8 protein-coding genes and 1 riboswitch are annotated in these 21,962 nt (G+C 55.8%); of the genes, 7 read left to right on the top strand and 1 reads right to left on the bottom strand.

Annotated features, from left to right (window positions below; genetic code table 11):
• Positions 1–245 precede the first annotated feature (245 nt).
• The 5 genes from BCS37_RS01425 (at position 246) to BCS37_RS01405 (ending at position 5,856) form a co-directional block, all read left to right on the top strand.
• On the top strand, positions 246–1,298 hold the full coding sequence (locus BCS37_RS01425) for a methionine ABC transporter ATP-binding protein (RefSeq protein ID WP_069179809.1): 1,053 nt from the start codon (positions 246–248) through the stop codon (positions 1,296–1,298).
• Positions 1,267–1,920 (top strand): methionine ABC transporter permease, encoded by a 654-nt coding sequence (locus BCS37_RS01420; RefSeq protein ID WP_069179808.1) that lies wholly within the window; start codon positions 1,267–1,269, stop codon positions 1,918–1,920. The genes BCS37_RS01425 and BCS37_RS01420 overlap by 32 nt, the downstream gene beginning before the upstream one ends.
• 205 nt (positions 1,921–2,125) lie before the next feature.
• Complete coding sequence (locus BCS37_RS01415) at positions 2,126–2,938, top strand: MetQ/NlpA family ABC transporter substrate-binding protein (RefSeq protein WP_069179807.1); 813 nt, start codon at positions 2,126–2,128, stop codon at positions 2,936–2,938.
• Between the two features lie 115 nt (positions 2,939–3,053).
• A complete protein-coding gene (locus BCS37_RS01410) occupies positions 3,054–4,301 on the top strand; it encodes an O-antigen ligase family protein (protein WP_069179806.1) in 1,248 nt (415 codons plus the stop codon).
• A 40-nt stretch (positions 4,302–4,341) separates the two neighbouring features.
• The gene (locus BCS37_RS01405) at positions 4,342–5,856 is read left to right on the top strand and encodes an MATE family efflux transporter (protein WP_237142724.1); all 1,515 of its coding nucleotides are present in this window, start codon (positions 4,342–4,344) and stop codon (positions 5,854–5,856) included.
• Positions 5,857–5,884: 28 nt separating this feature from the next.
• Here BCS37_RS01405 and BCS37_RS01400 read toward each other — a convergent pair whose 3' ends face one another.
• A complete protein-coding gene (locus tag BCS37_RS01400; protein ID WP_069179804.1) occupies positions 5,885–6,985 on the bottom strand; it encodes a hypothetical protein in 1,101 nt (366 codons plus the stop codon).
• 178 nt (positions 6,986–7,163) lie between these two features.
• A riboswitch (cobalamin riboswitch) is annotated at positions 7,164–7,338 on the top strand.
• Positions 7,339–7,740: 402 nt separating this feature from the next.
• Here BCS37_RS01400 and BCS37_RS01395 point away from each other — a divergent pair.
• Together BCS37_RS01395 and BCS37_RS12095 are read left to right on the top strand one after the other, a co-directional pair.
• Positions 7,741–10,119, top strand: a complete 2,379-nt coding sequence (locus tag BCS37_RS01395; protein WP_442984037.1) for a TonB-dependent receptor plug domain-containing protein — start codon at positions 7,741–7,743, stop codon at positions 10,117–10,119.
• A gap of 12 nt (positions 10,120–10,131) precedes the next feature.
• Entirely contained in the window at positions 10,132–21,879 is an 11,748-nt protein-coding gene (locus BCS37_RS12095; protein ID WP_069179802.1) for an autotransporter outer membrane beta-barrel domain-containing protein, read from the top strand.
• Positions 21,880–21,962 lie beyond the last annotated feature (83 nt).

Genomic DNA, 21,962 nt, shown 5'->3' with positions numbered 1-21,962 from the left:
CCCCCCTAAAAATCGTTTGGCACTTCATTATATCGCAAACGATTCTCATTAGCAAGGGTTTTCTCATGGAGGAGAATGTTCTGCTATGGTCTGCATCTATTATAGCCGAGATTGCCCCCAGTGACAACAGAATCTTTTTTATTTATCAATAGCTGTATCTCATACGCGCTGTGTGTGAAAACATTGACAAAAAACTGCGTGTGTGCTACGTTTAATCCGAATCTCAGTCAAAGGAAAACGACCATATGATACACCTGAAAAACATTGTAAAGACATACGAAGGGGACATCCACGCGCTGCGCGGGATCGACCTGCGCATCGAACGCGGTACGATCTACGGCATCATCGGTCTCTCTGGCGCGGGCAAGTCCACACTCATCCGCTGCATCAATATGCTTGAGCGTCCGACGAGCGGCGCGGTGCTGATTGATGGGCGCGATCTCATGCAGATGAGTGAGCGCGAGCTGCGCGAGGAACGCCGCCGCATCGGCATGATCTTTCAGCATTTCAATCTGCTGTCCTCTGCGACGGTCTATGACAACGTCGCGTTCCCCCTGAAACTCGCAGGGAAATCGACGGATGAGATCAAGCCGAAGGTCACAGAGCTGCTCGCCCTCGTTGGACTCGGCGACAAGGCGGATGCCTACCCGAGCCAACTCTCGGGCGGACAAAAGCAGCGCGTCGGCATTGCACGTGCCCTCGCGAGCGATCCGAAGGTGCTGCTCTGCGACGAGGCGACCTCCGCGCTCGACCCGCAGACGACAAAGTCCATCCTCGCACTCATCCGCGACATCAACCGCCGCATGGGGCTGACCGTCGTGGTCATCACGCATGAGATGCAGGTCATCAAGGATATCTGCGACCGCGTTGCTGTCATCGACGGCGGTGTCATTGCCGAGGAGGGCGACGTGGTGGATGTATTCACCGCACCGCGCGAGCCGATTACGAAGGAGTTCATCAGCGTGCTCCTCTCGAACGAGCTGCCGACGGCATTTCGCGGCAACCCGATCACGCACGAGCCGTCCACGGACAGCTATATGCTTCTGCGCCTCACCTTCCTTGGGGAGAGCGCGGATAATCCCGTTCTCGCGGATATGATCCGCCGCTTCCCCGATATCGAGGTCACGATGCTCTTTGGCACGCTCGATCAAATGAAAGATCTGCCGTTCGGACGCATGATCATCGGCATGCGCGGCGCGCGCGCTGAGATCGAGGCAGCGATCACATATCTTTCCGCACAGCATTTGAAACAGGAGGTGATCGGCTATGTCCGCCGAAATTCTGCCGCTCCTCTCTAAGGCGCTGGGCGAAACGATCTACATGGTGCTCGTCAGTATGGCGATCTCAACCGCCATCGGCGTACCGCTCGGCGTACTCCTGCACGTGACGGGCAAAGGAGAAATCCTCGACGCGCCGATGGTGAACCGCATGGTCGGCGCAGTGGTCAACGCGGTGCGCTCCATCCCATTTATTATTCTGATGGTGGCGATCATCCCACTGACACGTCTCATCGTGGGTTCTGCGATCGGTACAACGGCGGCGATGGTACCGCTCGTCATTGCCTCCGTCCCCTTCATTGGACGGCAGGTGGAGACCTCGCTGCGCGAGGTACCGCACGGTCTGATCGAGGCAGCGCTCGCGATGGGCGCGACACCGATGCAGATCATCACACGCGTGCTGCTCCCTGAGTCCATGCCCGGCATTGTCAGTCAGCTCACCACCGTCATCATCGCCCTCGTTGGCGAATCGGCGATGGCAGGTGCGATCGGCGGCGGCGGTCTCGGCGACCTTGCGATCCGATACGGCTACCAGCGTTTTCGTCCCGACATCATGATCGCAACCGTCGTCATTCTCATTGTTCTCGTCCAGCTCGTGCAGCTCATGGGCAATGCCCTTGCCGCACGGCTGAATAAGAGATAATCGCATTGTTATACCCAGGGTGCGATGCCCAGAAGTGAACCCTAGTGAAGCAAGTGAGTAAACTACACATTCTGCTCCTCTGCGGATTTCTTTTGTTTAAGCGAAACGCGTTTGAAATCCGCATGTACTGCAGATACGTGTACGATCACTTGCGCAACAAGGCGTTCGCGTTGGACATCGTACGACGAACATTAAGGAGGTCTTTATGAAGAAACTACTCACTCTCGTCCTCGCTCTGAGCACGCTCGCCCTCGTCGGCTGCGGCGGCGGCGCGGACAACAGCAGTGCAAAGTCGGAGAAGGTCATCAAGGTCGGTGCCTCCCCCGTTCCCCACGCCGAAATCCTCGAGGTTGTGAAACCCGAGCTCGAAAAGGACGGCATAAAGCTCGAGATCGTCGAGTTCAACGACTACGTGCAGCCGAACCTCGCGACGAACGACAAGGAGATCGACGCAAACTTCTTCCAGCACGAGCCGTACCTCAAGAACTTCGTCACAGAGCATCCGGAGCTGAAGCTCGCGAACGTTCTCGGTGTCCACGTCGAGCCGATGGGCATTTACTCGCACAAGATCAAGAACATCAATGAGGTCAAGGACGGCGCACAGGTCTCGATCCCGAGCGATCCGACGAACGGCGGCCGCGCCCTGCTCCTCCTCGAGCGCGCAGGACTCCTGAAGCTGAAAGACGGTGTCGGTGCTGCCGCGACTGTACAGGATGTCGTGGACAATCCGAAGCATCTGAGCTTCAAGGAGATCGAGGCGCCGCAGCTGCCGCGCACGCTCGACGATGTGGACATCTCTGTCATCAACACGAACTGGGCGATGCAGGCGGATCTCGTCCCGACGCGCGATGCTCTCTTCATGGAGGACAAGACCTCTCCGTACGTCAACATTCTCGTCGTCCGTCAGGGCGATGAGAACCGCCCTGAGATTCAGGCGCTCATGAAGGCACTCCACTCCGAGGCGGTCAAGAACTTCATCAATGAGAAATACAAGGGCGCGATCATCCCCGCATTCTGAGGATGTCCGCAACAACACACAGGAGAACCGCACGGCTCTCCTGTGTTTTTGTTTCCATATATCCGCCTATATGATAGAATAGAACCGTATTTCACGATGAGAGGAAACCGCAGATATGGAACAACGATGGATCAATCCCCCCTTTTATGACCAATGGATGTACCGCATCCTAATCGGTCTTGCATTCGCTTCAAACATCTCAACGGGAGCGTCGTCGGTGTTGGTTGCACTCGGCATCCTGCTCGTACTGGTTCAGGCCGTACGCACGCGGACTTTCCCCGCGCTGGATACGGGCATGCTGAAGGCTGTCCTCATCTATCTCGGCATCTGGATCATCTGCGGCCTCGCCTCACGCGAGCCGAATATATCTGTTGCGGCAGTAGGCAGCACGGCACACCGCATCCTTCCCGTATTTCTCGCACTGCTCTGCGTACGCAGCAAAAAACAGATCGGCGGCATCATCCTCGCCTTTTCTCTTTCCGTATGCATCAACAACATAACGGCATTTGCCCAACTCTATACGCACGGCATAATGTGGCGGCCGAGCGGCTTCGTGCATACCCCGACATTTCTAGCCAGTCACCTGCTGATGGCGATTCCCGTGTTCTGCTTCTTTGCACAGCAAGAATATATGCGGCGTTTTCAGCGGCCGCTGCTCGCGCTCGCCGCCCTCTCGGGCGTACTGCTCGTTCTGACGCAGACGCGCGGCGCATGGCTTGCCGCTGCAGGAACGCTGCTCCTCTTATTCGTACTCGCGCCGAAACTGCGCCGCCTGCTGCTGATCGCAGGCGTGATCGGCACTCTGCTGCTTGGTACGGTCCTCGCGTTCTCTCCCATGTATGCATCGCGGTTTTCATCCATCTCGGATACGAAGCACACCTCGAATCGGGAACGCATCTACATGTGGCAGGCAGCCATCGAGATTTTTCAGGATTACCCTATCCTCGGCGTCGGAATGGAGGAATACGGATATTATTACAACGCCATCTACATTCCGGATGCAGCAGTTGAACGACCGACCAATCCAAACGATCCGAAGACAGGACACACGCAGCCGCACAACAATTTTCTCCAGCATCTTGCCGAAGGCGGCATCTTTGGTGCAGCGGCATTCCTCATCCTGCACGGCTATCTGCTCTGTCGCCTTTGGCGCCAGTTCCGCATGGAGCGAAAGAAGGGGCTCCCATCCTATGCCCTCATGGGGCTTCTCATCTTTGCCGGTATTCATCTGGAGGGACTCACGGACACGAACGTCAACCAAGTCTCCATCGGGCGCGAATATTGGCTGCTGATGGGTCTCATACTTGCTGCCGGAAAAATGGGCCAGCAGTTGGAGGACAAGCCCCACAACGCACAGATATAAAATCTAATCGCCCATTTTGAATACACAAAACGGGCATCATATGATAAAATCTCTCATTATGAACCAGATTCTCAACAAACTCTCTGCGCTCAAACGCCGTGAACAGATCTACGGCATCCGCAATCCGCTCACCTACGACTTTCTCCACCACAACCTGCACCATCTGCACGTTCTTCTCTTTCACAGCGCTGATCAGCAGGACTTTACGCGTGGAGCGATCCTGCGCCAACTGCTCATCTTCATGCTGCCCATCCTGCTCTCTCAGTTCCTTCAGCAGTTCTACACGATCGCAGACACGGCTCTCGTTGGGCAGGTGCTCGGTGCACAGGCACTTGCCGCCGTCGGCACGGCGAGCCTCATCCTCTCTGTGCTGGTCAACTTCTTCATCGGATTCTCGGCGGGGCTGAGCATTCTCGTTTCGCATCTCTACGGAGAAAAGGAGTATGCCCGTCTGAGTGCGCTCGTGCAGAGCATCTTCGTCACGATTGTCCTATTCGCCGTGCTCTTCACGGCAGCAGGCATCGTGCTGACCGAGCAGCTGCTCGCGGCGCTCGCCACCCCCGCCGATCTCATCCCGCAGGCAAGCCTCTATCTGCGCATCACCCTCGGCGGAATACTCGCACAGCTTCTCTACAATACGGCAAGTGCAGTCCTGCGCGCACTCGGCAACACGACGAGTACCCTGCACTACCTCGCTACCGCCGTCCTGCTCAACATCGCGCTCGATGTCCTGCTCCTGATCGCCGTTCCCTGCGGCATTGCAGGTGCGGCTGCTGCGACCGTCACCGCACAGGCTGCGGCGGCACTGCTCGCCCTGCGAAAGCTCCTCCGTCTGCGCGGCGCGTGGCAGTTTCACCTCCATCGCCCCTTCTTTCAGCCCGTGCATCTCCTGCCCATCCTCGGCACGAGCATTCCTGCGGGACTGCAGGCAGTCTTTATGAGCATCTCCTCGCTTGTCATCCAGGCCTACATCAACTCCTTCGGCTACGCGGCGATGGCGGGCATGACCGTCTACGCGCGCGTCGAGGGCTTCCTCTACTATCCCCTCTTCGCGTTCGGCATTGCCCTCACAAGCTTCATCGGGCAGAATGTCGGTGCTGGTGACCTTACACGTGTGCGGGCGGGGCTGCGGGCGAGTCTCAGGCTTGCGGGGGGCGGTGCAATGGGGATGGCACTTGTCGCGGGACTCTGTGCCCCCATGCTCATCTCTCTCTTTACTGATGATCCCGCCGTTGCCGAAAACGCGCTCGATGCCGTCTGGTACACATTCCCCTTCTACTGGCTCTACGGCATCAATCAGATCTACATCGGCGCAATCCGCGGACTCGGCAACACACTCTATCCCATGATGACCGCACTTGTCTCCTACTGCCTCTTTCGCATCGCGTGGTGCTGGGGCTGGGACATGCTCGGCCTGCACTCCATGCACATCGTCTACAGCGCCTACAGCGCAAGCTTCTTCGTCATGGCAGCGCTGCTGCATTTCGGGTGCAGACGCGCACTGCGCAGCGCACAGCAAATTTCTACAGAAAAAGGTCTTGCCGCACGCACATAGGTGCATGGCAAGACCTTCTTTTACAGAGCTACGGTGTTGCGGGTGTTTCCTCGCTCACGGCGCTGCGCCGGACCATGTCGCCGACGCGCAGGTCGTAGGTGAGCGCCTGCTTGTGCAGCGTCTCGGCACGCGCAAACTCCTCCGGCAGCCCTGTGTCGAGACCGCGTATAAAGCTTTCGTACGAGGCAATGGAGGCCTCCGTCGACGCCTTTCGTTGGGCAGCAAGATACGCAGCGCCGCGCGGAATCTCCACGGCATCGAGCTCGCGCTGATATTTTTTCAGCAAGGGGATCACATCATCCTGCAGAAGGCGGATGAGCGCCCTGCGGTGCTCGGTCGTATAGGTTCCCCACGCCGTCTCCGTCAGGTAGAGAAACTCGTACTGCGTGCTGCGAAAGACGCCGTTATAGCGGTCGACGATGGGACGCGTCGCCTCGATGTAGCGCGTAACATCGCTGCCCGCCGCCATCTGTACCGCCTCGAGGTAGGCGCGGTAGTTCACCACGCGAACGACCTGCCAGCCCAGATCGCCTTTCTCCATGCGCAGCTGCAGCGGAAACTCAAGCCCCGTCCCCTCGTCCACGACGGTCAGCATTGCTACGGCGCCGCTCCCGTCGCGCGTAACGTCTCCAATACTGAGGACGCTGGTGTCCCGCAGATGGCTGCACTCCATCAGATACTCAAAGTCGATGCCGAGCTGACGGCCTTTGAGCGCATTTACGCCCTCCGGCTCTGCCCATACAGAATTTTGGACGGCATTCTCGATCGTGTACGTCAGCCCCTCGGCAACACTCCCCTTGATGCGCTGATAAAATTTTCCGGAGGCGCTGCGCTCCGACTCCGACAGTCTCGTGTCGCGCGAAAAGAGCACATAAGTGAGGTCATCGTAGCCCGCGTCCGCAACCGCCGCGATATTCACGCGGCGTTGGAACGCCGCCAGATCATGCTGCTCCACCGCAGCAGCCGCCTGTGCGAGTGCGTACTCGGGACGCTGCATGTAGTAGCCGAGGTACCATGCAATCGCTGCAATCGTCAGGGTGATCAGCCCCGCCGCCATCTTGAATTTTCGTGCGTGTGCCTTGCGCCGCCGTGCGAGCCGCACGCGCCACGCAAATTCATCCAGGGGCATTGCCCCACCTCCCTTCGCACAAATACAAACGCTGTCATTATATCATTGAAGATTCATTTCACGCAACTATATTGAAACAACCTCGTCATAATCCATCACTCCTTAATATTAACAAAATATAAGTTATATTCTCTTATTGACAAAATTATACAAGTCGTATTAATATAAACATAAAAATTGAATATAAGAGGAAATAGGCGTCGAGAGACTTAAACTGGAATTCGGTATAAGCCGAAGCGGTCCCGCCACTGTAAGGTAGAGTCTTCACACAACAATGTCACTGGAGCAATCTGGGAAGGCGTGTGCAGACGATGACACCAAGCCAGGATACTTACCTATTTCGACATCACCGTCGGCTTTTGCGGATTTCAGAAGCCGGTACCTGCGAGCGATGGGTAGGGGATTTTGTCGATACTTCATGACAAGACATCTCCGGTTGTATTTAGTACACCGGGTTTTCTTTTCTTATGAAAAAAGTCCGTCTAAACCAATCCTGGTCGCAGACGGACTTTTTTTCATGAAAGAACCGGTTCGTCCATAACTTATTATCTATATATTTCAAAAACATAATTTATATGACGATTGGAGAGAACGGAGGCTTTCCCATGTCGGAAAAACAGAAAAAGAAGAACCTCCTCGCGGGTGTTCTATGGATGCTGCTTGCAGGTGTGTTCTGTCATCCTGCCGCTGCCGCAGAACATACTTCGGCATCTGCGGCAGGTGCCAAAGACAACGCCGCATCTGATGCTTCGCCAATGGAGATGCCGGCAACGGGAACGAATATGCCGTTGGAATACACAACGCCGGACATCACCGTCGAGGCGAAGCGTCCCGCGTGGGAGGAGATCCTCTCTCCCGGCACCGTAACCGTCATCCGCCCTGAGGAGTTCAAGGGCGAGCAGAAAACCCTGCCGGACTTTCTGAAAATGGTGCCAGGCGTGCATGTGCGTGAGGTGCAGGGCAAGGGGCAGTATACGACCGTAACCGTACGCGGCTCGACAGCAGCGCAGGTCGGAGTCTTCGTCGACGGTGTGCTGACAAACCTCGGCGGCGATGCGGCGGTCGACATCTCGACGATCCCCGTCAGCAACGTCGAACGCATCGAGGTCTACCGCGGCTATATCCCTGCACGTTTTGCGGGCACGTTCATCGGCGGAGTCATCAACGTCGTGACAAAGAAACCGGCAGAGGCGCACGGGTCTGCCGAGATCGGACCGAGCTCATTCGGCGGGAAGAAAGCATCGGTCGAGGTTACGGCACCCGTCGGCAGCGGCAGTCTGCTTTTCGGATTCAATCACGAGTCGCGTGACGGCGATTTCCCCTACCGCAGCTATGCGGCGGATCAGTTCTATACAAATACCGGAATTGGGCGGCAGATTGTGGAAACACGGGTGGAACTGCAAGGTTATCTCGCTATGACGCCGGCAGAGAGAGCCGCATATGATATTGCAAATGGCGCCGGCGCATGGCAGCAGATGGTAGATGATTGTATCCAGTGGCTCGAAGACAACGGCGGTCGCTTGGTGACAGCCGCCGACGATCCCGAGCGCCGCCGTAAATACAACGACTACAGCAATTCGGATCTTCTCGTCAAATGGCAGAATGATGACTGGATGATCAAGGGAACATACAAGACTGTCGATCGACATCTGCCGGACAGCCTCTGGGTTGATTATCGAAGCTATTTCGATATGATTCAGCCGGGGCTTCTCGTGGATAAATACGATCTCTATAAATACGACAAGCGGCATCAAAAAATCAGTGCAGCGGAGCTGCTCGTACAGCGACGCTATATAGGGAAACGCTATGAATGGGGTTGGATGATTGACTATCTAAGCCAGAGCAAGGATTACCGTGCCGAGAATATTCACGACGGTCTGCGCTATATGATTAAGATTCCCATGAGGGAGTGGAGCCGCTATCGTTCGAAGAAATACAATGTGCAGATAGACGGCACCTACGAGCTCAGCAAAAACAACATGCTCGACTTCCAGATGAACTACTCGCATGAGCGCATGAATATCGACGGCGACGGACTTGATGAGGTCATCGACGATGTGCAGGCGGGCATTGGGAATCTCTGGGCGCAGATGCGCAACCAGTTCGATCAGAACATCTTCAATGTGCAGCTGCAGGATACGATCACGCTCGATAAAAAGAAGACGTGGCAGCTGACGCCCGCCGTCCGCTACAACCGCTCGCAGATCATTGGCTACAGTCAGTTTGGACGCTTTAACCCTCTCAAAACGTACCGTTGGGTTCATCCGAAGGACAGTCAGGTCGATTCCAAGGTGACGTGGCAGCTCGCACTCAAGAAGGAGTTCAACGACCACTTTACGATGCGCATGACGGGCGGCACCTACTTCCGCCTGCTCAACATGTATGAGATCGCGGGCGACGGCGCGGGCATCATGCCGGCACCGATGGACTATAAGGGGAGCGGCGCCAAATTTCCGCAGCCAGAATACGGCAAGCAGTTCGATCTCAGTGTCATATGGGACGGCAAGTTCCTTGGCTCGGACAATCGAACAACGCTCACCTATTTCTGGCGCGACACGCAGCGGATGCTCTACCTCTACCGCGCGGGGCTCAACTACAGCTCCTACTTCAACGACATGCGCGGTAAGGCACACGGCATTGAGCTGCAGACGAATTTCCACTGGAAGAAGTTTGATCTCGATATCGAAGGCACGCATCTCAACATAGCGGCGCAGCGCAGGGATTCCTCTCCGGGGGTCCATTACGACTGGTTCGAAGTGCGTCCGACCTACCAGCCAAGATGGGAGGGCAATATCCGTCTGACCTATCGCCCGACGGAGAAATGGCTCTTCTTCGGCGAGGCGCACTATGTCTCGCAGTACTACACGCACTATGCCATCCCACAGGTCAGAGATCCTGTAGAAAAGGAACTTGCCGGCAGACCAAGAGCGGCGTTGAAGACGATCAACCTGGGGCTCAAGTGGTCGCCGAAAAAGGATATGACGCTGACCCTCGGATGCAATGATGTCTTCGACGCGGCATCCAAGCTGAAGGTGCACAGCGTGCAGCGCTACTTGAGCGAACCGAGCTGGGTAAACATCGAATATCCGCTGCAGGGACGCAGCTATTATATTAGTTTCCGCTATGAATTCTAAGGAGGAGAAGCTATGAAGACGTATCTTGGAAAACGACAACGCCTGCGTCTCGCTGCTCTCGTTGTGGGCGGACTGCTCTGCAGTACGACGGCGAACGCGGCGAACCTCGTCTCGACCATTCCATCGGACTACGGCAACAGTGAAATGGGCGCAGTCACCGGTTCACGTGTGACGACGGACATTGACGCAACGCCTCATGCAGGTGTGCTGAAGAACCTCAACCGCGATCCTGCGTCCTTTGGATTCCATCAGAAGGGCAAGAGCATGATCCTGCTGCGCCAGTATACCTACAGCACGACAGAGCTGGAGAACACCTCTCTGATCGACCCGAACTCTGCTGGTGCAGCAGCGAGTGCGGCAACCGGAAAGACGACGGCAGTACCGAATATGCATGCGGCTGCGGCAAGCGACGAGTATATCTACATGACCGGCTATGATCTCGGTCAGATCGGTGTCGTGCGCCAAAACGGCAAGCGATTGATGGAAAACAAAAGAGCTGTTGTCAACCTCAAGAATGACATCAAGCAGTACTGCGGCTACAACTTCACCGAGACGTTCAAAAACCTCGACGAAGATTCAAAGGGCGAGAAAGGCAAAACCTACACGGGTGACCCTGCAAAAGCACAGGTGCACGGTGAGGCACTTCTCGTTGATGGGCGAAGACTCTACGTAGCGGCATCCGTCAACCCGCTCGCGGGCTACGATCCCTACGACGACGGCTTCCTGATGCAGTACGACATTCAGGACGACGGCACCCTGAAGTTCGGCAGCTATACGCGCATCAGCCGCAACATCGATCAGGGACGTCTCAATAAGTTCAACGATCACATCCTCGTCTCCTGCATCGGCGGGTATCAGCACTACAACGGGACAGGCAATACGCACTATACCGCGCTCAATATCGCCAAGATCGATCAGAATACGGGGCGCATCCTGGGCACGGAGCAGCGCCGCGCCTCGATTCCGAATCACGTCAAGGGCACCGGCGAGGATATGCGTGATCTGAAGCTTCTCCCGGATGGCACCGCCTATGTCATGACGTACAATCTCAGCCCGTCCGGCAGTCAGATCAATGCGCATGTCTACAAGACGACCATGTCCAATCTGATGTCGGAACACCCAGACGATTGGCAGGAAGTCGCTGTTGCAAGCCAGCAGGAAGGCTGGTTCGGCAAGCTCAACGCCGAATACTATACGAAGCGTCTCTGGCTGGAGCTTGGTGATACTCTGCAGGCCTATACAGACGGCGATGATACGGCAAAACACATATGGCAGGCGAAGGATTTCTCCGACAACAAGGCATTCAGCCGCTTCAACAAGATCACAATGATCGAGCCAGACCGAGTCTACGGAAATACAGCATCCGTCGTCATGACACTGCCTGCGGAGCTGGGCGGCGACACGACGGCAGCAACGGTGAATGAAAATGCCGTTTGGAAGAACAGTGCTGCATTCAGTGATACAATCACGACGCAGCAGAGCTGGAACATCGATACCGTTGTCAGCATCGGCAAGGACAAGCTCGGCGACAAGTCGACGAATGTGCTGGCGGCGATTTCTGCAACGGACAGCAGGCCTCTCAATATCAATGCAGGGGAAAATATCCTGCAGCTGCAGGTAGAAAACACCGTGGGGAATCCGACGGGGATCTACGCCAGAGGAGCAGATCTCACGGTAAGTGCGAAGAAGGGCATCAACATCCTCACACGGGGAAGTGAGGGCGGAAATTCCCTGACGAATGCTGTTCAGCTCGATGCACTGAAGAATAAGGCGACAAAGCTCACCATCAATGGGCCGCTGAATATCTCCATGACGGGCGGACTTGGCGGCAACGGTGTCGCAATCCAAAAGAGTGACCGCTTCGGTGAGAAGTCCTATGAGGCGCGCCTTGCCTCGGCGATTCGCATCAACGGCAATCTGAAGATTGCAGGCACAGAGACTGACAAGTGGGGCATCCCGCTCAACCGTGAAAATGTATTCTCCCGCTTTAACAACGCTGGCATCCTCACGCAGGTCGAAAAGAGCGATGTGACCGTAGACGGTGATGTGGATATGACCGTCTATGGCAACGGCGTGACGACGAATGCCAAGGACAGCAGCGTACACATTGCAGGCGGCGGATCGATCCAGGTGCCCGCCGGTATGCGGTACAGCTACTATGCACTTGCTGCCTATCAGGGCGCAATCTCCATGAATATGGGCGACGACGGGACGAAACCCGGCAACCCCAAAGAAGGAAAAGCGCTCGCTGACGTAAAGCTCGACGGCGACCTATTTGCACTGCCCACGGGCAGACTCGACGTTGCCCTTATGACGGACAAGTCCTATCTGCACGGTCTCGTCGATAACGGCGGCACGGCGAATCTCTACCTGCAGAACGGTGCAAAGTGGCTCAACGAAGCCCGAAACGAGCGCTACTACCAGGACGATGAGGATATGGGCGCAGGCACGATGGCTGCGGTAAGAACACGGACCGGCGGAGCCGTCGGGAAGGTCTACAATGCGCAGAGTCACGTCACGAACTTTGTTGGCGGTGCGACGGAAGCGCAGCGCGGCATCATCTACCAGAAGAATGCCAATCCGCTGACGATCGACAAGTACAGTGGACATACAGCGGCAGTCTATTCGCATGATGCAGCAACGCCGACGCAGTTCAAGGGCGGCGAAATCATCATCAAAAAGGCGAACGCGGATACGAAGAATATCTTTACACTCTTTACTGACGGCGGCGGCGTAACGACAGGAAACCAGAGTGCCGTGCTCAACGCGCTTGCGAACAAACTGTCCTATCAGAGTTTTGCCGAGAACAAACTTTTGGGAAAACTCTCGATCGGCGAGAGCCTGACGACCTCCACCATCAACGGGGAAATCACCTTTGGCAACGAGACGGGAAGCTATGCGGGCGGCACTACACCGCCGAAACCGCCGAGCACGGAGCAGACGAAGACGGAGTTTACAAAACGACTCTTCGGTACGGCTTCGGATCAGGAATACGTTGATGCGAATGTTCGTCAGCCAGATGGAACATATCGATTCTCGAAGGATTCAAACATCAGCTATGCCAATACGGACGACGAGGATGCTGGCGTCATCAGTCCCACGGAAGATGTGAAGATTGATGCATCGGGTCATACTCTTACTGTTGAAACAAAGGTGCAAGGAGCACAAAAATCAGCAGCCATCAAGAATACAGGAAAAAAACTCAATATTACAGCAGATGCGCTTCGATTGTTCACGAACAAAAATGAAGTGAGTGATGCTATATTTTCTTGGGGTATTCTGAATGAGAGCGGAACAACCAATATTTCAGGGCTGACAGAAATAGACACAACCGGATATAATTCGAGCCGTGCTGTGGAAGCAACTGAAGGAACGGTAACACTCGAGGGTCTGAAAGCAAAGGTGGCAGCCTACGATGATGCGGCGGCACTTTTCACCGGCTCAACGGGACAGATCCATGTCAACGCAAAAGATGGCAGCGCAGGCAACAAGACGGTGAAGATTGACGGCAACGTGGGTGCTATGGGTGAAGCGAGCCGCATTGATGTCGCTATGGTAAACAAAGATTCTGGAGTGAATGGTCTTGCCTTTGGTAAGGGGAAGATTAACTTCTGGCTGCAAAACGGTGCTGTTTGGAACAATGAGCAATATGGCGGGACAGTGCCTGACAAAGAGGATAACCAGCTTGGGTACGATTATGATTATACCTTCGCCGGCAGCCGACTTTCCTCTTTACGGGGCGGCAACGATGCCAACAATGCGGGCGTGATCTTCCAGAAAAACAACAAGGATATCACGATCGATAATTACAGTGGCCATACACGTGTATTCTATGAGCATGATGCCGCAGCGCCAACGACAATCAAGGGCGGCGACTTCCGTATCAAGAACGCAGCGGCGGGCAGTGGCATTACACTGACGACAGACAGCAGCGGTCTCAATACGGAGTCAACGAAAGCCACAGACAAGAATCTCGTGAGCGCAACGCTCAATGCCCTTGCAAACAAGCTCTGGTACACAGCATACACAACGAATGAGCGCAACCTCACAGGAAAGGTTGAGATCGCGGAAGGTCTGACCTCTTCGTCTGCGAGTAAGCGGCTCGAAAACATCACATTTGATACGGCGAGCGGGCAAGGCCGCTATGTCTATACGCCGCAGTCGGAGGCGACGACCGACCCGATTAAGGAATCGGAGACTCTGTCCTATGATCGTCAGGCACTTGCGACAGCGCCAAATACCAAGGGTGGTCGTATTGTCTCCGGCCTCTATACGGATAACACGGCGTACGATAAGCAGCACCCGATGGTCGTCGATATGAACGGGCATAGTCTGCACATTGAGGCAAACAGTAAGAACCAAATTGCCAGTGCGATTCACGGCGGCAACAACAAGTACATTCGAATTGTGAACAGCGGTGAGAAGAAGGCACTGACCATCAAGGCATCGAATACGGATACACGTGCAGCGAACGGCATCCAGACGGAGGCGAATGGCCATATCCATATCCAGGGGCCTGTCGTCATTGAGGACGTTCATACCAAAGGATACAATGCGGCGGCGATCCAGACGAATGGAACCATCGGCTCCCCGAGTGATGTCATGATCGACGGCGATCTCACCGTGCAGTCCGTGCGGGCCGATCGTGTGGATACGAAAAACAAGGGCGCAGACGATGGGAGGAATGTGGCCGGGCTTAAAACGACAGCGGATGAGTCCAAGATCACGGTCAAGGGCAATGTCGATATTCAGAATATCAAGGGAAGCGTACTCCAGACAATCGGTGCAGACAGCGTGATAGATGTCGGCGGCGGTACGATTTCGGCTGCTGAGGATGCCGATCATATGAAGCAGTACCGTGCTGTCCGTGCTGAAAAGGGCACGGTGAATATTAACACGCCCGAAGGTGTCAGCGGGAGCAGAAAGACAAACATCACGGGCGATATATATGTCACGCGTGAGTACGGAAAGAAGGTCGTCGAATACAGCGGCGGTCAGCTTGTAGATTTTGACAAGAAGGGCATGCTGAACGTCTCGTTGACGACGGCAGATTCCTCATGGACGGGTGCGGCGACATATGATGTCAATCGGGCAGACTTCGGGACGGGCGGCTTCACAGCGCACGATGTGGGGCAGTTCAACTTGACTCTGCAGAATGGCGCACACTGGACAAATGAACAGAGATCCGGTGTTACGGACAAATGGCTGGGCAGCCGACTTTCCTCTTTACGGGGCGGCAACGATGCCAACAATGCGGGCGTGATCTTCCAGAAAAACAACAAGGACATCACGATTGATAATTACAGCGGCCATACACGTGTATTCTACGAGCATGATGTCGCAACGCCAACGACGATCAAGGGCGGCGACTTCCGCATCAAGAACGCAGCGGCGGGCAGTGCCATCACGCTGACGACGGACAGCACGGGACTCAATACGGAGTCGACAGAGGCGGCGGACAAGAACCTTGTCAGTGCAACGCTCAACGCTCTTGCGAATAAGCTCTGGTACACGGCATATACAACGAACGAGCGGAATCTCACGGGCAAGGCGGAGATCGCCGAGGGTCTGACGACCTCGTCCGCGAGCAAGCGCGTTGAGAATATCACGTTCAACGAGTCGACGGGGCAGGGCAGCTATGTCTATACGCCGCAGGCGGAAGGACAGACGAAGACGGAGTTCACCAAGCGGCTCTTTGGCACGACTTCGGATCAGGAATATATTGACGCCCATGTCCGTCAGGCAGACGGCACATACCGCTTCACGAAAGATTCGACCATCACATATCAAAACGGATCGAATATGAACCGCGGCGCGATCAAGCCGAACGCAGATGTGCAGATTGATGCTGCAGATCGCGTGCTGACGGTCAAGAGCGGCGGCAAATCCGCGAGTGTCAAGGAATCCGCCGCCATCTCAAACGATGGGAAGGATCTTGACATCGCGGCCAAAACGCTGAAACTGCTGGTGAACGACACGACCTCGGCGGCACCGCTGCAATCCGCTTGGGGCATCCGTACAACGGGCGGTACGACCGAGGTGACCGGCACGACGGAGATTGATGTCGCCGGCACAAAGGAGAGCAAGGCGGTACACGCATCCGGCGGCACGGTGACACTGGGCAGCCTCCATGCGACGACGAATGCTGCCGCAGAGGAAGCGGCGGCGCTGTATGCACAGAACAACGGCCGCATCAATGTCAACATGAATCACAACAACGGCGGCACGGGTACGGTAACGCTCGACGGTCATATCGTGGCAAAAGATGCGGCAAGCCGCGTGGATGCGGCAATCTATGGAACGTCGTCCCATCTGAAGGGCTTCGTCTATGGCGAAGGCAAGACCAATCTGTGGCTGCAGAACGGCGGCGTTTGGGAGAATGAAAAACGTGGGGCGAATGTACCGACCGGGTTTACCGGCAGTCATGTCAGCCAGCTGACCGGCGGCGGCAATGCGTCGAGGGCAGGGTTGATCTTCCAGCGGGATGAGAGAAAGATCACCATCGACAAATATTTGGGTCATACGAAGGTGTTCTTTGCCCATGATGCCGCGACACCGACAAACATCAAGGGCGGCGACATCGACATCAAGAGTGCCGTCGGCGGCAGCAGTATCACGCTGGTCACGGATCAGAGCGGTCTCAATACGAGCACGACGGCGGGGATCACAGAGAAAAATCTCGTCAGCGCGACGCTCAACGCTCTTGCCAACAAGCTCTGGTACACAGGCTATGCAACAAACGAGCGCAATCTCCTGGGACAAGTGCAGATTGCCGAGGGTCTGACTGCCTCGTCCGCAAGCAAACGGCTTGAGAATATCACGTTCGATACGGCGACGGGACAGGGCAGCTATGTGTATACGCCGCTGATTAATCCGCCGGCTTCTCAGACGGATACCGATTTCACCACCGCCATCACGGGGGATGAAGTGCATGATACTCCGTACACGAATGCCGGTGTCCGCAAGCCGGACGGGCGGTATGTCTTTACCAAGGACTCCACGATCACGAGCGGTAAGGATCTGATCGTGGCGGGCGCGTGGATGACCAATATCAGCGCTGCGATCTCAAGCGCGGATAAGGGGACGCTCGATCTCGATCTGAGCGGAAAGAACCTCACCGTCAAGACAAAGACGGATGTCAGTACGACGGGAATCTCCTCGATCGGTAAGGACTCGAAGGTCATCGTCAAGAATGCGGGCGCAATCTCGATTGATGCGGAGAGTACGAACTATGGTCAGACGGCGGCGCTCTTCGTGAACGGCGGCGGCGCGATCCACATCCGGAACGGCGGCGGCAATCTTGAGGACAAGGTGCTGAAGGTACGCGCAAACGGAAACCATAAGACGAACGTCGCCGTGATCAAGTCGATGAACGGGGTGACGGGGGTCGAGTCAAACATCACGATCGACGGGCTCGTCGATGTGCTGGCAGACGGAAATGATGCGGCAAACGGCAAAGGCGCAAACGAAGGTGTCAGCGCGGTCGCCTCGACGATTGATATCGGCGGCGGCACGATCCGTGCAATCAATGGTGCATGGGCGGCGATCCGCGCCTACGGTGAGTTTGTCTCGGACAACTATGGCACGGTCAACTTTAACGTTACGAAGGGGGCAGACGGTCTTGCCAACGGTGCCGGTACAAATCGCGCTGTCATCGAAGGTGATATCGTCACAAACGGCGGCATGGGCACGAAAGGTCGCGTCTCCGTCGGTCTCTCCACAGCAAACTCACACTGGATCGGCAACTATGCCGATACGCGCGGCTACGGCGTGACGCCAGGGGCACTCGGTGCAGTCAACCTCTTTATGAAGAACGGCTCCTACTGGAAGGGCTTCTCCAACGGCACGATGAAGGTGGAGATGAGCGGTGCGGGCACGAGCTGGACGGGCTTCAATCTTGGCGACAATATGCAGCTCAAGCTTTTCGACGGCGCGATCTGGCACAATGCCATCACACAGGAGCAGAAGAATCAGGACGGCAAAGCCGCAATCAGCAAAGTCAAGTATTTCACGGGCGAGGGCGGCTTTATCGACATGACGGGAACGAACCGCTTCCTCGCGTCGAGCAACAGCCTCAGCGGCGCTCCCGTACAGACAGGTTCTTCCTCCATTGAGGAAAAGGGGCTTGGTGAAACGGGCGATCTCACGATTGATGAGTTCAGCGGTTCGACGACGATGCTCTACCGCCATGACGTGACAACACCGACAACGATCTACGGCGGTAAGTTGACAATCGGCAAAGCAGCGGCGGGAAGTCTCGTCAGGATGGTAACAGACAACACGGGACTCAATACAGAGTCGGCAAAGTCAGCGGACAAGAACCTTGTCAGTGCGACGCTCAACGCCCTTGCAAACAAGCTCTGGTACACCGCCTATACGACGGGAGAGCGGAATCTCACGGGCAAGGCGGAGATCGCCGAGGGTCTGACGACATCGTCTGCAAGCAAGCGCGTTGAGAATATCACGTTCAACGAATCGACCGGACAGGGCGGCTATGCCTATACACCTGCGGTTGATCCGCCGCCAAGCACGGAACAGACGACAACGGAGTTCACGAAACCGCTCATCGGTACGGATTCGGATCAGGAGTATATTGACGCACATGTTCGTCAGGCAGATGGCACGTATCACTTCACGAAGGACTCGACCATCACATATCAAAATAACGTGAGTGGGGCTCGTGGGGCAATCATGCCGAGTGCGGATGTCCACATCAATGCCGCAGATCGCGTCCTGACGATCAAGAGCGGAAGCGGGATCGCGAGCGTCACACAAGGTGCTGCCATCGCCAATTATGGAAAGGGGCTTGATATCAAGGCAAAGACGCTGAAGCTCCTCGTGAACGGCACGACTTCGGCTGCTCCGCTGCAGACCGCCTGGGGCATTTTGTCTACGGGCGGTACGACGAATATCTCCGGTATGACGGAAATTGATGTCGCCGGCACGGAGCGCAGCAAGGCGGTGCAGGCTTATGACGGCACGGTGACACTGGAAGGCCTCCGTGCCAAGGCGAATGCTGCTTCCAAGGATGCGGTGACGCTTGATGTACAGGGCACGGGGCGCATCAACGTCAATGTCAAGGACGGCACGGTTGGCAGCAACGAAGTCATGCTCGACGGCAATATTACCGCCAGGGAGTCCGGCAGCCGTGTGGATGCAGCGCTTACAACCGGAACGTCATACCTCAAAGGGCTTGTCTCCGGTGTTGGGACGCTCAATCTCTGGCTTCAGAATGGTGCTGTTTGGCATAATGAGGAGTACACGACGCAGCCGACAGGATTTAGCAGTCGTCTGTCGAACTTCACGGGCGGCAGCGACGCTTCCCGTGCAGGCGTGATCTTCCAGAAGAACAACTATGACATCTCAATCGACAACTACAGCGGCCATGCGCGTGTATTCTACAAGCATGATGCCGGAACACCGACAACGATAATCGGCGGCGACCTGCGCATCAAGAACGCGGCGGCGGGCAGCGCCATTACGCTGGCAACGGATAATGTGGGGCTCAATACGGAGTCGACGAAAGCAGCAGACAAAAACCTTGTCAGTGCGACGCTCAACGCCCTTGCAAACAAGCTCTGGTACACCGCCTATACGACGGGAGAACGGAATCTCACAGGCAAGGCGGAGATCGCCGAGGGTCTGACGACATCGTCTGCAAGCAAGCGTGTTGAGAATATCACGTTCAACGAATCGACCGGACAGGGCGGCTATGCCTATACGCCTGCGGTTGATCCGCCGAAGCCGCCGCAGCCGGGACAGGATGAGCAGACGACGACGGAGTTCACAACCCCCATCACCGGTGACGCAGCTTCCGATGCGGACTATGTTGCGGGTCATGTGCTCAAGAATAATGCGTACACGTTCACCAAGAACTCGAAGATTACGGCGGCCACGGGCATTCAGGCGATACAGAACAAGCCAATCAAGGTGCAGGCCGCAGGTGCGGAACTCAAGATTCAGGCAGCGGATTATGGTGTGGATGCCGGCGCAAACAGCAAGGTTGCGATTACAGGAAAGCAGCTCACGATTGATGCGGGCAGCCGCAGCATTCGCGCAGCAGCAGGTTCTGATATTTCCGTTGCCGCAGGGTTTGACCTCAAAGGGGCAATCGAGAATAATGGCGGGCGCATCTCTCTCAACGATATGGGGCGGAAGAGCTCGTTAGTCGGTGATATCACACAGACAGCAGGCAGCTTTAACCTCAGAATGCAGGGTGTGGACTCGAAGCTCAAAGGAAATATCATCGCGAGCGGCGGAGTTCTGGATCTCTCCATGGAAGGTGCGGGCGCGACCTTTACGGGCAGTATCCGCGGTGCGGGAAGTGCACGGGAAGCGGGCACAGGTGACCGCAGACTGACGCTTGAGAACCGCACGGTCTGGAATGTTACGTCACCGTCCAACCTTACCCGGCTGAACGCAAAGCAGGGCAGTGTCATCAACTACCTCTTCAGCCATAATGAGGGTGTCAATGTCGAAAATTTCAAGGGCTCGGCGACGGTTCATTACAATGGCACGGCAACGTCCGACGGAACGCTGACCCTCGCTAATACCGGCAAGTTCCGCATTCGGAATGTTGACGGTACCGGCAATGCACTCACGATTGCGACGGATGCACACGGTGGCAGCGATACGGCAGATGAGCGAGTTGCAAAGACGCTGGCAAGGCAGTTTGAATATGTCGGCAGCAGCAGCAACATTCAGAATCAAAGGATTCGGGGGCTTTCTCTGAGTGCGCTCATTGCAGATGGCCTTGTTTCCTCCTCAAAGAGATATAATATCCTCATGGAGGCGGACGGAACATCTGGCGATGTAAAGCCTTTTGTGTCGAACATCGAGTACGGCGACTACGAGACGAAGCTCATGAAAGGTGTCAAGTCGGCGATGACCGCCTCCACGATGGCATGGCGCGCCGAGGCGAACGACCTCATGAAGCGTATGGGCGACCTGCGTCTATTGCCCAACGATACCGGGATCTGGGCGCGTGTCTATCGCGGCAAATCGACGAGCAACAAGGACAATACCGATTTCCGTATGAACTACTCCACCATTCAGGTCGGCTGCGACAAGAAGGTAGGCAGGGATTGGCGTGTCGGCGTTGCAGGCAGCTACATGAGCGGCTCATCGGCCTATGCTGCAGGCAACGGCAAGAACAAAGAGGGCAACCTCGGTGTTTACGGCACGTGGACGGGCAAATCAGGACAATACGTCGATCTCATTGCGAAGATCGGCAGACTCCAGAACGAGTACACCGTCTACAATGACTTTGGACACTATGTCAAGGGCGACTACAGCATGTGGGGCGGCTCCCTCTCGGCAGAGTACGGCAAGCGCATTTCCATGAAGGACGGCAGCTTCGTTGAGCCGCAAATTGAGCTCATCTACAGCCACATGCAGGGTACGAACTACGTCGGCAGCACAGACTATAGCGGCATGAGCATGTATGTGCACCAGAAGCCGTTCGACAGCTTCATCGGACGCATCGGCTTCGGATTCGGCAAGGAGACGGAGCGCAGCACATACTATGCGAGGGCATCGCTCTATCATGAGTTTGCAGGCGATATGCACACGGATTACTCCGACGGCTTCACGCCGAAGAGCACCATGCAGCGCGGCAAGGATACGTGGGTCGGCGTTCAGCTCGGCGGAACGCTCAAGCTCAGTGACAAGACGAATCTTTACGGCAACTTCGAGAAAACCTTCGGCGGAGATATCAAGACTGCATGGCGCATGGATGCAGGAATGCGCTGGATCTTCTAAGGAATCACTGAATTTATCGGTGCCTCCCTAAGGCAAGGAGAATTTCAATACAAGAAAAGACGCACTCATACGGGTGCGTCTTT

This window comes from Selenomonas sp. oral taxon 920, from assembly GCF_001717585.1.
Lineage (GTDB): Bacteria > Bacillota > Negativicutes > Selenomonadales > Selenomonadaceae > Centipeda.
Note: the sequence above shows the minus strand (reverse complement) of the source record. Positions and strands in the feature narration are given on the sequence as shown.